Here is a 13,440-nt window from a genome sequence, read left to right on the forward strand (position 1 = left end):
GCGGCGTCCTACTCGAGGATCGCTCCTCGCGACGCGGACTGGACGAGCTTGGCGTACTTGGCGAGCACACCGCGGGTGAAGGTCGGCGGGAGCGGCACCCAGCCGTCGCGGCGCTGCTCGAGCTCGGCCGGGTCCACGAGCAGGTCGAGCGTCTTGTTCGCGACGTCGAGCCGGATGCGGTCGCCGTCGCGCACGAACGCGACCGGGCCGCCGTCGACGGCCTCGGGTGCGACGTGGCCCACGCACAGGCCGGTCGTCCCTCCGGAGAAACGGCCGTCGGTGAGGAGCAGGACGGTCTTGCCGAGGCCCGCGCCCTTGATCGCTCCGGTGATGGCGAGCATCTCGCGCATCCCCGGACCGCCCTTGGGGCCCTCGTACCGGATGACGACGACGTCCCCGTCCGTGATCGTCCCGTCCTCCAAGGCGTCGAGCGCCGCGCGCTCGCGCTCGAAGACCCGCGCCGTGCCCTCGAACACGTCCTCGTCGAAGCCCGCGGACTTCACGACGGCGCCCTCGGGCGCGAGCGAGCCGTGCAGGATCGTGATGCCGCCGGTGTGGTGGATCGGGTTGTCGAGCGCGCGCAGGATCTTGCCGTCGGGGTCGGGCGGGGCGATGGCCGCCAGGTTCTCGGCCACGGTCCGACCGGTCACCGTGAGCGCGTCGCCGTGCAGCAGCCCGGCGTCGAGCAGCGCCTTCATGACGACGGGCACTCCCCCGATGCGGTCGACGTCGTTCATGACGTACCGCCCGAACGGCTTGAGGTCGCCCAGGTGAGGGACCCGCGCCGCGACGCGGTCGAAGTCGGCGAGCGTCAGCTCGACCTCGGCCTCGTGCGCGATGGCGAGCAGGTGCAGCACGGCGTTGGTCGACCCGCCGAACGCCATGACCACGGCGATCGCGTTCTCGAACGCCTCCTTCGTCATGATGTCGCGCGCGGTGATCCCCCGACGCAGGAGCTCGACGACCGCCTCGCCCGACCGGTGCGCGAACGCGTCCCGGCGGCGGTCCGCCGACGGCGGCGCCGCCGACCCGGGCAGCGACATGCCCATCGCCTCGGCGACGGACGCCATGGTGTTCGCCGTGTACATGCCGCCGCACGCGCCCTCACCGGGGCAGATCGCGCGCTCGATCCGGTCGACGTCCTCGCGGCTCATGAGCCCGCGCGCGCACGCGCCGACGGCCTCGAACGCGTCGATGAGCGTGACGTCCTTCTCCGTGCCGTCGGACAGCTTGACCCACCCGGGCATGATCGACCCGGCGTAGAGGAACACGCTCGCGAGGTCGAGGCGGGCCGCGGCCATGAGCATCCCCGGCAGGGACTTGTCGCAGCCCGCCAGGAGCACCGTGCCGTCGAGCCGCTCCGCCTGGACGACCGTCTCGACCGAGTCCGCGATGACGTCGCGGCTCACGAGCGAGAAGTGCATCCCCTCGTGGCCCATCGAGATGCCGTCGGACACCGAGATCGTCCCGAACTGCAGCGGGTACCCGCCGCCCGCGTGCACGCCCTCCTTGGCGCCCTGCGCGAGCCGGTCGAGCGACAGGTTGCACGGCGTGATCTCGTTCCACGAGCTCGCGATCCCGATCTGCGGCTTCGCGAAGTCCTCGTCGCCCATCCCGACGGCGCGCAGCATCCCGCGCGACGCCGTCGCCTCCAGGCCGTCGGTGACCTGTCGGGAACGAGGCTTGAGGTCGGGTGCGGCATCGGTGTCCGTCATGCGTCCAGACTAGAGAGCGACGAGCCGTGCGGCCCGCCGGGGCCGGCCATGTCGAGCAGGAGATGCGGTCGGGCACGACCTTCACGACGTCCGCACCGGCCACTAGGGTCGCGCTCATGGTGGAGCGAGTCGTCGAGGGCCAGGTGGGAGCCGACTACTCCCAGTTCGAGCTGTGGACGGGCGAGGGCGGGCACGTGGCCACGGACATCGACGTCGGGCTGGCCAGCTCGCAGATCTCCGGTCCGGACGGCGTCTCCCTGACCACGGCACGGCAGTGGGGCGAGATCACGGTGCGCGCCTCGTTCCACGAGGAGGAGCCGTTACTCGACCCGACGTGGGACGCCGTCGTCGACCTCTCCGCTCATCTCGGCACGGGGGCCGCTGCCACCGGCTGGGGCGGGGAGGGCGAGCTGCGCCTTCCCGCGCCCCACGCGATCGACGTCAGGGTCCGGTACGTCGTCGTCACGGGACAGGATGGCAGCGACCTGTGGCGTGCGGGCGACGAGCACGTCACCGAGCACTATCTTCTCCAGCTCTGGCCCGCACCGCCGCGACCGGCTCGAGTCGTCGTCTCGTCGTCCCCGTGGAGCCAGTACTGGACGTTCGGCACGGAAGCGGTGGCCGTGGCGCACGAGGTCGCGGCTCTTCCCGCGCCCGACGGCCTGGTCGCCGCTGTCGACCGCTCGTTCGCCGCGCATCCCGAGGTCGCGGAGCGGCTCCGAGCCGGAGACGCGCGATACCGCTCCGGCGTCCTCCGCTACGCCCAGGAGCTCCTGCGCGTGACTCACGGATCGCCCGGGTACTCCGACGTCCGCGACGACCACACGCTCCTGGAACGGCTCGTGGACGAGCGCGCGCGGCTCGCCGGTCGGTGACGCCGACGGCGCGCCCCTGCACCTGTCCCGCGTCAGCGACGCCGGATGAGCGACACGTCGCGCACCGCGCCGCGGTCCGCCGACGTCGCCATCGCGGCGTACGCCTGCAGCGCCGGCGACACGTACCGGTCGCGGTCGACGGGCTGCCACGGGTTCTCGCGCGCCTCCATCTTGGCGCGGCGCTCGGCGAGCACGTCGTCGGGGACGTTGAGCCGGATGAGGCGCGTATCGACGTCGATCTCGATCTCGTCGCCGTCCTCGACGAGCCCGATCACTCCCCCGGCGGCGGCCTCGGGCGACACGTGGCCGACCGAGATGCCGCTGGACCCGCCGGAGAACCGGCCGTCGGTGATGAGCGCGCACACCTTCCCGAGCCCGCGGCCCTTGATGAACGACGTCGGGTAGAGCATCTCCTGCATGCCCGGCCCGCCCGCGGGGCCCTCGTAGCGCACGACGACGACGTGCCCGGGCTGGACCTGCTTGGTGAGGATCTTCTCGACGGCCTCGTCCTGCGACTCGCAGACGAGCGCCGTCCCCACGAAGTGGAAGACGTCCGGGTCGACGCCCGCGGTCTTGAACACGGCGCCGTCCTCGGCGAGGTTGCCTCGCAGGACGGCGAGGCCGCCCTCGACGGTGTAGGCGTGCTCGACGTCGTGGATGCAGCCGTTGTCGGCGTCCGTGTCGAGCGACTCCCAGCGGTTGGACGTGGAGAACGCCTGCGTGGTCCGCACGCCGCCGGGCGCCGCGTGGAACAGCTCGACCGCACGGTCGGTGGCCTTGCCGCCGCGGATGTCCCAGTCGTCGAGCCAGGCACGCAGCGTGGGCGTGTGGACGGACGTCACGTCGTGGTCGAGCAGGCCCCCGCGGTCCAGCTCCCCGAGCAGCGCGGGGATCCCGCCGGCGCGGTGCACGTCCTCCATGTGGAAGCTCGGGTGGTTGGGGGCGACCTTCGACAGGCACGGCACCCGGCGGCTGATGCGCTCGATGTCGGTCAGGTCGAAGTCGATCTCGCCCTCCTGCGCGGCGGCAAGGATGTGCAGCACCGTGTTCGTGGAGCCGCCCATCGCGACGTCGAGCGCCATCGCGTTGGAGAACGCCGCCTTGGTGGCGATGGAGCGCGGCGCGACGGAGTCGTCCTCGTCGTCGTAGTAGCGGCGCGCGAGGTCGACGATGGTCCGGCCGGCCTCGAGGAAGAGCTCCTTGCGCGCGGCGTGCGTCGCGAGCGTCGAGCCGTTGCCGGGCAGCGAGAGGCCGAGCGCCTCGGTGAGGCAGTTCATCGAGTTGGCGGTGAACATGCCCGAGCACGACCCGCACGTGGGGCACGCGTTCTCCTCGACCTGGGCGAGCGCGTCGTCGGACACGTTGTCGTCGGCCGAGTAGTTGATCGCGTTGATGAGGTTGAGCGGCGTCTTCGCGACGCCGTCCGCCACGATCGCCTTGCCGGCCTCCATCGGTCCGCCGGACACGAAGATCACCGGGATGTTGAGCCGCAGCGCCGCGTTGAGCATGCCCGGCGTGATCTTGTCGCAGTTGGAGATGCACACGAGCGCGTCGGCGCAGTGCGCGTTGACCATGTACTCGACCGAGTCGGCGATGAGGTCGCGGCTGGGGAGCGAGTAGAGCATCCCGGCGTGGCCCATGGCGATGCCGTCGTCGACCGCGATGGTGTTGAACTCCTTGGAGACGCCGCCCGCCTCGCGGATCGCCGACGCGACGAGGTCGCCCATGTCCTTGAGGTGGACGTGGCCGGGTACGAACTGCGTGTAGGAGTTCGCGATCGCGATGATCGGCTTCCCGAAGTCCTCCGCGCCCATGCCGGTCGCGCGCCACAGGGCGCGGGCTCCGGACATGTTGCGACCGTGGGTGGACGTCCGAGAGCGCAGGGGGCGGCTCATATCGGGTCAGCTCCTTCGACGGGGGGCCGCGGCCGATCCTCCGGCCGCCGGGTCACATTACGCCTGTCACGAACCGCGCGAAGGGTGCGTCCGCGTCGTGGTCGTCACGCTACGTACGGGGAATCCCCGCCCGTCAGGGATCTCCGCTTAAACGTTACGTAAGGGTTGAACCGGACGCTGTCCGGTGCCACGGTGGTCGGGCGCGGCACGCCGGTCCTCGGCCGCCCGCAGCGAGAGCGACCGACGCGCACGGCGCCGGGTCGTCACGATCGAGGGGGCTCGTATGAACACGTCCATCACCGGGGCACCGCAGCACCGCGCCGCCGACGTGCCCGACGCCGCGGCGCCGGGCGGTCCCGCATCGCCGGGTCCGCACCCGGCCCGTGCGGTCGTGACCCAGGAGCGCGTGGTGACCCGGGTGTCGGCCCGGCGGGCGCTCGCCCTGGCGCGGCTCGGGACGGCCGTCGTCTTCCTGTGGCCGTTCGCCGACAAGCTGCTCGGTCTCGGCTACGCCACGCCGCCCGAGCGGGCGTGGCTCGCGGGGACCGCTCCGACGCAGGGGTACCTCGAGCACGGCGCCCAGGGCCCGCTCGCGGGCACGCTCGCCTCGATGGCGGGACCCGCGACCGACTGGCTCTTCATGCTGGGCCTGCTCGGCACGGGACTGGCGCTGCTGCTCGGGACCGCGGTCCGGGCCGCCGCCGTGTGCGGTGGCCTCCTGTTCGCGATGCTCTGGCTCTCGCAGTGGCCCGTCGCCGCCGGGTCGAACAACCCCGTCGTCGACCAGCACGTCGTGGTGGTCCTGATGCTCGCCGTCCTCGCCACGACCCTCTCAGGCGACACGTGGGGCCTCGGCCGCCGCTGGGCCCACGTGCCGGTCGTGAGCCGGTCGCCCTGGCTCCGGTGAGCACGCGTCGCGGGTCTGCGGACCGCGCACGGTCGCAGACCCGCGACGATGGTGGCATGTCGACCTACACGCCGATCCCGCTCGAGCTGCGCACGAACCGCATGCTGCTCACGCCGGAACGCGAGGACGACGCCTCCTGGCTCGAGCGGCTGTTCGCCACGCGCGACGCGCCGCCGGTCGACCGGGCGGAGACGTTGCGGCGCATCCGGGCCATGGACGAGCTCGTCGCGCGCGGCATCGGCGCCCGCGTGCTGCGTCCGGTCGACGGGTCCGCCGCGCTCGGCTACGTCGCCGTGGTCGTCGGACGCGCCTCGTTCGACGAGCCGGAGCTCGCGTGGGAGCTGCTCCCCGAAGCCCGCGGCCAGGGATACGCGACCGAGGCGGCGGCGGTCCTGCGCGACGCCGCGCTCGCGACGGGTCGGCGGCGGCTCTGGGCGACGATCCGGCCGGACAACCGCGCGTCCCGACGGGTGGCGGAGAAGATCGGGCTCGCCGTCGCGCGCACCTCGTCCGACGAGCGGGGTCCGGTCGAGTGGTGGTCCACCTCTGGCGACGACCCCGGTTTCCCGCCCGCCGACGTCGACCGCTGACCGTCACGCGCCGGCGGTGTGCGCGTCCTCGAGCTCGTCGGCGTGCCGGATGTGCCGCGTGACCCACGGCGCGAGCGCGAACAGGGCGAGCGCGAAGACGAGCGCGACCGCTCCGATCACCCCGAAGTACGCGGTGTCCGAGGCGCCCTCCGTCACCTGGACGACCTGCGCCGTGATGGCCTGACCTGCGGCCGGCGCGAGGAACCACAGCGCCATCGCCTGCGAGCGGAACGCGCGCGGCGCGAGGAGGGTCGTCGCGGCGAGACCGACGGGCGACAGGCACAGCTCGCCGAGCGTCTGGATCACGTAGACGAGCACGAGTACCCACGCGGGGGCCTTGCCGTCCCCCACGACCGCCGACGCGACCGCGAGGAAGAGGAACGACACCGACGCGAGCGTGAGCCCGATCGCGAACTTGTTCGCCGTCGCCGGGCGGTCCCCGGTCTTGAGCCAGATCCACGCGAACACCGGGGCGAGCAGGATGATCGACAGCGGGTTCACCGACTGGAAGAACTCCGGGCTGATCCCCACGCCGAAGATGCTCAGCTCGGTGCGGTCCTTGGCGAACGCCGAGAGGGTCGTGGCGGCCTGCTCGAAGATCATCCAGAAGAGCATCGCGGCGACGAACAGCGGGATGTAGGCGATCACGCGCGGTCGCTCGGCGTCGGTGACCTTCGGGGAGCGGTACATGACGACGAAGTACGCGATCGGCGCGAGGAACGCGAGGTAGGACATGGTGTCGATGAACGTCGAGATCCCGAACCCGCCGGAGACGACGACGGCGATCAGCCCCACGACCGCCACGCCCGCCGCGATGACGGCGAAGAGCCGCGCGATCTTCGCGCGCTCCTCCGGCCGGACGGGGTTGGGCACGTGGGCGCCCGCCTCGCCGAGGTAGCGGCGGCCGGCGACGAAGAAGACGAGCGCGACGCCCATGCCGACCGCGGCGACCGCGAACCCGGCGTGGTACCCGCCCCAGGCCCGCGCGGCGCCGACGAGGAACGGCGCGACGAACGAGCCGATGTTGATGCCCATGTAGAAGATCGAGAACGCCGAGTCGCGGCGGGGGTCGTCTCGCGCGTAGAGCTCGCCGACCATGGACGACACGTTGGGCTTGAGCAGACCGGTGCCGAGCGCGACGAGCGCGATCCCGACCATCGAGAACCCGACGCCCGGGACCGTGAGGCTCACGTGGCCGGCCGCGATGATGATGCCGCCGTACAGGACGGACCGCCGCGACCCGATGACCCGGTCGGCGAGCCAGCCGCCGACCACCGACAGCAGGTAGACGCTCGTCCCGTAGATCGACACGAGTGCGAGGCCGGTCGTCTCGTCGAGCCCGAGACCGCCGTCGGCGACCGTGTCCGTGAGGTAGAAGAGCAGGATGGCGCGCATCCCGTAGTAGCTGAACCGCTCCCACAGCTCGGTGGTGAACAGAGTCGCCAGACCTCGCGGCTGCCCGAAGAACGCGTGGTCGCCCTCGATGTGCCCGGCTGCCGGCCCGACGCCCGAGCCTGTCGCCGCGACCCCCGCGGCCGTCCCCGCGCCGAAGGGCGGGGCCCCGGCGTCGGCCTCCGTCACCGCCTCGCGCTCGAGCCGGCGCGCGGCGTCGTCGTCGTCGCGCCCCTGGGTCCCGTCGCCCCGACCGCCCCTGTCCATGAGTGCGATGCTCCCACCGGCGAGCAGGACAGGCGACCGTTAGCGTGACCTGATGTCCTCGACCGCGTCCGCGATCTGGTGGTGCCGCCGCGACCTGCGCCTGGCCGACAACCCCGCCCTCGTCGCGGCCGTCGACGCCGCACGCCGGGACGACGGCGAGGTCGTCGCCCTGTACGTCCTCGACCCCCGGCTCCGGGACGTGGCAGGGAGCCCGCGGCTGTCCTACCTCGCCCGCAGCCTCGCGGCTCTCGACGAGGCGACGGGCGGCCGCCTCGTCGTCCGCCGCGGCGACCCGCGCGCCGTCGTCCCGGCGGTGGCGCGCGAGGTCGAGGCCGCGGAGGTGCACGTCGCGGCATCCTTCGAGCCGTACGGGGTGGCTCGCGACGGGGCCGTCGAGACCACGCTGCCCGACGCCGGGGCGCGCCTCGTGCGCACCGGCTCGCCGTACGCCGTGGCGCCCGGCCGGGTGCTGACCAAGCAGGGCGGCCCGTTCCAGGTCTTCACGCCGTTCCGCGACGCGTGGGTCGAGCACGGCTGGCGCGACCCGGCGCCGCGCCCGCGCTCGGTGCCGTGGGCGGACGTCCGGTCGGACAGCCTGCCCGACGATCCCGGGACCGACGCCGACCTCCCCCCGGCGGGCGAGGCCGCGGCTCGACGCCGCTGGCACGCGTTCCTCGCGGACCACCTCGCCGGGTACTCGAGCGAGCGCGACCGCCCGGACCGGCCCGCGACGTCGGGCATGTCGATCCCGCTCAAGTGGGGCGAGCTGCACCCACGGACGCTCCTCGCCGACGTCCGCGACGCCGTGCACGAGGCTCGCCACGACGGCGCCGACATCTCCGATGACGCCCTCGCCTACCGCTCCGAGCTCGCCTGGCGCGAGTTCCACGCCGACGTCCTGTTCCACCAGCCGGGGGCGGCGCACCGGTCGCTGCGGGACGTGGTGCCCGACGACGCGTGGGCGACGGGCGCGGAGGAGGACCGGTTCCTGGCGGCGTGGGCCGCGGGTCGCACGGGCTATCCCCTCGTGGACGCGGGGATGCGCCAGCTGCTCGGCGAGGGCTGGATGCACAACCGTGTGCGGATGGTCGTCGCGTCGTTCCTCGTCAAGGACCTGCACGTGCGGTGGCAGCGCGGCGCGGCGCACTTCATGGCGCACCTCGCCGACGGCGACGTGTCGCAGAACCAGCTCAACTGGCAGTGGGTCGCCGGCACGGGACGGGACGCGGCGCCGTACTTCCGCATCTTCAACCCGGTGACGCAGTCGAAGAAGTTCGACCCGGACGGGACGTACGTGCGCCGCTGGGTGCCCGAGCTGCGCGGGGTGGAGGGGAACGCGGTGCACGAGCCCTGGACGCTGCGGGAGCAGCCTGGGGGCTACCCCGAGCGGATCGTCGACCACGCCGAGGAGCGGAAGGTCTCGCTCGACGACTTCGAGCGCGGTCGTCGCCGCTGACTTTTTATCAACCAAAGGGTTGACTGCTCTTCCCGACGCGCGTAGTGTCGTCATCAACCAAGTAGTTGAGAAGCAGTGGAGAAGCGAGCGGTCCTTCCCGCTCCGACGAGGGAGGTCCCGTGACGGCAGACCCGCTCTCGCGCGTGTTCTCGGCGCTCGCCGACCCCACGCGCCGCGACATGGTGGCCCGGCTCGCGTCGGGCGACGCCAGCGTCGGCGAGCTGGCCCAGCCGTACGACATGTCCGTCCAGGCGGTGTCCAAGCACCTGCGGGTGCTCGAGGACTCCGGCCTGGTGACCCGCACGACGGACGCCCGCCGCGCCCCCGTGCATCTCGAGGCGGAGGTCTTCGACCTCATGACGAAATGGATCGAGCGCTACCGGCGCGAGGCCGAGGACCGCTACCGCCGCCTCGACGACGTCCTGCGCGACCTGCCCGACCGACCGGCCGGGCCCGAGAACGACCCGACGACGGGAGAAGCACCATGAGCACCACGAGCACCCACGAGACCGAGATCATCGTCCCGAAGGACGTCCCGACCGTCCGCATCGTGCGCGAGTTCGACGCGCCCGCGGAGAAGGTCTTCCGCGCCCACCTCGACCCCGAGGTGTTCGCCCGCTGGAACGGCCCGCGGTACCTCTCGCAGCGCAACGAGCACTGGGACGTGCGCACGGGCGGCGCGTACCGCTACGTGCAGGTGGACCCCGACGGGAACGAGTACGCGTTCTTCGGGAGCGTCCACGAGGTGCGCCCGAACGAGCTCATCGTCCAGACGTTCACCTACGAGGGGTTCCCCGACGGCGTCTCGCTCGACCGGCTCCAGTTCGAGGACCTCCCGGACGGGCGCTGCCGTCTCACGGCGACGTCGCTCGTCGACTCGTTCGAGGGTCGCGACGGCTTCGTCGCGAGCGGCATGGAGGTCGGGATCCGGGAGGGCTACGAGCAGCTCGACGAGATCCTCGCCGAGGGCTGACACCGCGGCACGACAGCCCCCACGACGACGGACGCGGCGCGACCCCCACCAGCGGGGTCGCGCCGCGTCCGTGCGCGCGGGCGGGACCGGCGACCGGACGGGTCAGGCGTCGCCGCGTGCGAGCAGCCGACCGGTCGGGCGGTCGAAGGTGATCTCCTCACCCCGCAGGTACGTCGCGACGACGGCGCCCGACAGCGCGCGGTCCGCGTACGGGGTGATGGGGTTCTTGTGGTGCAGGCGCGTCGGGTCGACGACGAACGCCGTGTCCGGCTCGACGACCGCGAGGTCCCCGTCCCGGCCGAGGGCGATCTCGCCCTTGCGGCGCAGCCCGGCGATGCCGGCGGGCCGGGCCGACATCCACTCGACGACGCGTGCGAACGGGATGCCGCGCGTGCGCGCCTCGGTCCACACGATCGCGAGCCCGAGCTGCAGCGAGGACACGCCGCCCCACGCCGTGCCGAAGTCCCCCGTCTCGAGCTCCTTGAGGTCGGGCGTGCTCGGCGAGTGGTCGGACACGATGCAGTCGATCGTCCCGTCGAGCAGGCCCTCCCAGAGCAGCTCGCGGTTGTCGATCTCCCGGATCGGCGGGCAGCACTTGAACTGCGTCGCGCCGTCGGGGATCTCCTCGGCCGCGAGCGCCAGGTAGTGCGGGCACGTCTCGACCGTGAGGCGGACCCCCTCGCGCTTCGCGCTGCGGATCATGGGCAGGGCGTCCGAGCTCGACAGGTGCAGCACGTGCGCGCGGGCACCCGTCCAGCGCGCCGTCTCGATGACCGCGGCGATCGCGACGTTCTCCGCGCCGCGGGGCCGCGACGCCAGGAAGACGTCGTAGTGGTCGCCGTGGGGCTTCGGCGCGCGGTCGATGGCACGCGAGTCCTCGGCGTGCACGAGCATGAGGCCGTCGAAGTCGGCGAGGACCCGCAGGTCCTCCTCGAGCTCGTCGGGCTCGAGGTAGCCGAACTCCTCGACACCCGAGTGCAGCAGGAAGCACTTGAACCCGAACACGCCGGCGTCCCACAGCGGACGCAGCTCGGCGCCGTTCCCGGGCACCGCGCCTCCCCAGAACCCGACGTCGACGAACGCCTGGTCGCGGGCGACCTTCTGCTTGAGCTCGAGCGCTGCGACGTCGACCGTCGGGGGGATCGAGTTGAGGGGCATGTCGACGATCGTCGTCACGCCGCCCGCGGCGGCGGCCCGCGTCGCGGACGCGAACCCCTCCCACTCGGTGCGGCCGGGCTCGTTGACGTGCACGTGCGTGTCGACCAGGCCGGGGATCAGCACCTGGTCCGCCGTCAGCTCGACGACACGCCGCCCTTCCAGCCCGGCGCCGAGCGGCTCGATCGCCGTGATGACGCCGTCGGTCACGGCCACCTCGCGCGGCTGCTCCCCCGACGCGACGAGCACGCGCTCGCCGCGCACGACGAGGTCCGGGACGCGGTCGGCCGCCGTCGCACCCCTGCCGGTCTCTTCACCCGTGCTCATCGCAACACTCTCCACTTCTCGTGACCGCGCCGCTCGCGCGGCGCTGTCACGTCTCGTCGTCCGGCCGTCGTGGTCCGTCGCTCAGTCGAGCAGGGCCGACGCCGTCGGGGCGTCGTCCGCGGAGATCGCGAGCGCCTCGAACTCGTTCACGGCGTCGATCCCGGCGGCCCCCATGGCGATGTTCGTCACGCGCTCGAGGATGACCTCGACCACCACGGGCACCTTGTACTCCTCCGCGAGGCCCTGCGCCTTGGCGAACGCCTCGCCGAGCTCGTCCGGGTCGGTGACGCGGATCGCCTTGCAGCCCAGGCCCTCGGCCACCTTCACGTGGTCGACGCCGTAGCCGCCGATCTCCGGGGAGTTCACGTTCTCGAAGGAGAGCTGCACGTGGTAGTCCATGTCGAACGCCCGCTGCGCCTGGCGGATCAGGCCCAGGTAGGAGTTGTTCACGACGACGTGCACGTACGCCAGGTTGAACTGCGCGCCGACCGCGAGCTCCTCGATCATGAACTGGAAGTCGTAGTCGCCCGAGAGCGCGACGACCTTCTCCGCCGGGTCGTCGGCGAGCGCCTGCACGACGCCGAGCGCGGCCGGACCGGTCCAGCCCAGCGGGCCGGCCTGGCCGGCGTTGATCCAGTGCCGCGGCTCGTACACGTGGAGGAACTGCGCCCCGGCGATCTGCGAGAGACCGATCGTCGTGACGTACCGGGTGTCGCGGCCGAAGGACTTGTTCATCTCCTCGTACACGCGCTGCGGCTTGATGGGGATCTCGGTGAAGTGCGTCTTGCGCTGCAGCGTCGCCTTGTTGTGCTGGACCTGCTCCACCCACGCGGAGTAGTCGCGCGCCGTGCCCGCGGCCTTGCGCTCGCGCGCCACCTCGACGAACAGCTCGAGCGCCGCCCTCGCGTCGGAGACGATGCCGAGGTCCGGCGCGAAGACGCGGCCGATCTGCGTGGGTTCGATGTCCACGTGGACGAACGTCCGCCCGTCGCGGTAGACGTCGAGCGCGCCGGTGTGGCGGTTCGCCCACCGGTTGCCGATGCCGAGCACGAAGTCCGACGCCAGCAGGTTCGCGTTGCCGTACCGCTGCGACGTCTGGAGCCCCGCCATCCCGGCGGCCAGCGGGTGGTCGTCACCGATGACGCCCCAGCCCATGAGGGTCGGGACGACGGGGACGCCCAGCGTCTCGGCCAGCTCGACGAGGAGCTTCTCGCCGCCCGCGTTGACGATGCCGCCGCCCGCGATGAGCACCGGCCGCTCGGCCGCGAGGAGCATCTCGATCGCGCGTTCGGCCTGGGCGCGCGTCGCGGCGGGCTTGTTCACCGGCAACGGCGCGTACGTGGCCGGGTCGAACTCGATCTCCGCGAGCTGCACGTCGATCGGCAGGTCGATGAGCACGGGACCGGGACGGCCCGAGCGCATGGTCTGGAACGCCTGCTGGAACACCTGCGGCACCTGGCCGGCCTCGAGGACGGTCTTGGCGAACTTCGTCACGGGCTTCGCGATGCTCGCGATGTCGACCGCCTGGAAGTCCTCCTTGTCGAGCTTCGCGACGGGCGCCTGGCCCGTGATGCACAGGATCGGCACGGAGTCGGCCCACGCGGCGTAGAGACCCGTGATCATGTCGGTGCCGGCGGGGCCGGAGGTCCCGATGCAGACGCCGATGTTGCCCTCCCGGGCGCGGGAGTACCCGTCGGCCATGTGGGAGGCACCCTCGACGTGACGGGCGAGGACGTGGCGGATGCCGCCGTGGCGCTGCATCGCCGAGTAGAAGGGGTTGATCGCGGCACCGGGGAGGCCGAAGGCCTGCGTGGCGCCCTCGATCTCGAGGATCGCCACGGCGGCGTCGACCGCGCGCATACGAGGCATGGTTCTCTCCTTGCTGGGG

The 13,440-nt window shown here is 72.3% G+C and carries 11 protein-coding genes; 6 read left to right on the plus strand and 5 right to left on the minus strand.

Translation table 11 applies throughout. The features are described 5' to 3' along the window. Positions 1-8 precede the first annotated feature (8 nt). Positions 9-1,715 carry a dihydroxy-acid dehydratase gene (gene ilvD, locus NFS20_RS10925; protein WP_251151789.1) on the minus strand — a complete coding sequence of 569 codons (1,707 nt, stop codon included), beginning with the start codon at positions 1,713-1,715 and terminating at the stop codon, positions 9-11. A 116-nt stretch (positions 1,716-1,831) separates the two neighbouring features. On the opposite strand from ilvD (NFS20_RS10925), the gene NFS20_RS10930 reads away from it, so the two are divergent. Then, a complete protein-coding gene (locus NFS20_RS10930; protein ID WP_251151790.1) occupies positions 1,832-2,590 on the plus strand; it encodes a hypothetical protein in 759 nt (252 codons plus the stop codon). Positions 2,591-2,622: 32 nt separating this feature from the next. Here NFS20_RS10930 and ilvD (NFS20_RS10935) read toward each other — a convergent pair whose 3' ends face one another. After that, positions 2,623-4,485, minus strand: a complete 1,863-nt coding sequence (ilvD, locus tag NFS20_RS10935) for a dihydroxy-acid dehydratase (RefSeq protein ID WP_251151791.1) — start codon at positions 4,483-4,485, stop codon at positions 2,623-2,625. Between the two features lie 283 nt (positions 4,486-4,768). Between ilvD (NFS20_RS10935) and NFS20_RS10940 the strand changes: the two genes are divergently transcribed. Together NFS20_RS10940 and NFS20_RS10945 are read left to right on the plus strand one after the other, a co-directional pair. Beyond that, entirely contained in the window at positions 4,769-5,392 is a 624-nt protein-coding gene (locus NFS20_RS10940; RefSeq protein ID WP_251151792.1) for a DoxX family protein, read from the plus strand. Positions 5,393-5,448: 56 nt separating this feature from the next. After that, entirely contained in the window at positions 5,449-5,982 is a 534-nt protein-coding gene (locus tag NFS20_RS10945) for a GNAT family N-acetyltransferase (protein ID WP_251151793.1), read from the plus strand. 3 nt (positions 5,983-5,985) lie between these two features. On the opposite strand, the gene NFS20_RS10950 is transcribed toward NFS20_RS10945, so the two are convergent. Beyond that, a complete protein-coding gene (locus NFS20_RS10950; protein WP_251151794.1) occupies positions 5,986-7,641 on the minus strand; it encodes a peptide MFS transporter in 1,656 nt (551 codons plus the stop codon). A 52-nt stretch (positions 7,642-7,693) separates the two neighbouring features. On the opposite strand from NFS20_RS10950, the gene NFS20_RS10955 reads away from it, so the two are divergent. From NFS20_RS10955 to NFS20_RS10965, 3 genes are all read left to right on the plus strand, one after another. After that, complete coding sequence (locus NFS20_RS10955; protein WP_251151795.1) at positions 7,694-9,097, plus strand: cryptochrome/photolyase family protein; 1,404 nt, start codon at positions 7,694-7,696, stop codon at positions 9,095-9,097. A 119-nt stretch (positions 9,098-9,216) separates the two neighbouring features. Further along, complete coding sequence (locus NFS20_RS10960) at positions 9,217-9,585, plus strand: ArsR/SmtB family transcription factor (protein WP_285821121.1); 369 nt, start codon at positions 9,217-9,219, stop codon at positions 9,583-9,585. After that, on the plus strand, positions 9,582-10,070 hold the full coding sequence (locus tag NFS20_RS10965) for an SRPBCC family protein (RefSeq protein WP_251151796.1): 489 nt from the start codon (positions 9,582-9,584) through the stop codon (positions 10,068-10,070). The genes NFS20_RS10960 and NFS20_RS10965 overlap by 4 nt, the downstream gene beginning before the upstream one ends. A gap of 102 nt (positions 10,071-10,172) precedes the next feature. On the opposite strand, the gene allB is transcribed toward NFS20_RS10965, so the two are convergent. Then, positions 10,173-11,552 (minus strand): allantoinase AllB, encoded by a 1,380-nt coding sequence (allB, locus tag NFS20_RS10970; RefSeq protein WP_251151797.1) that lies wholly within the window; start codon positions 11,550-11,552, stop codon positions 10,173-10,175. A gap of 81 nt (positions 11,553-11,633) precedes the next feature. Further along, positions 11,634-13,421: a glyoxylate carboligase gene (gcl, locus tag NFS20_RS10975; protein ID WP_251151798.1), complete on the minus strand. Its 1,788-nt coding sequence runs from the start codon at positions 13,419-13,421 to the stop codon at positions 11,634-11,636. Positions 13,422-13,440: the final 19 nt, after the last annotated feature.

Origin of the sequence: Cellulosimicrobium sp. Marseille-Q4280 (genome assembly GCF_943181405.1) — a bacterium.
Lineage (GTDB): Bacteria > Actinomycetota > Actinomycetes > Actinomycetales > Cellulomonadaceae > Cellulosimicrobium.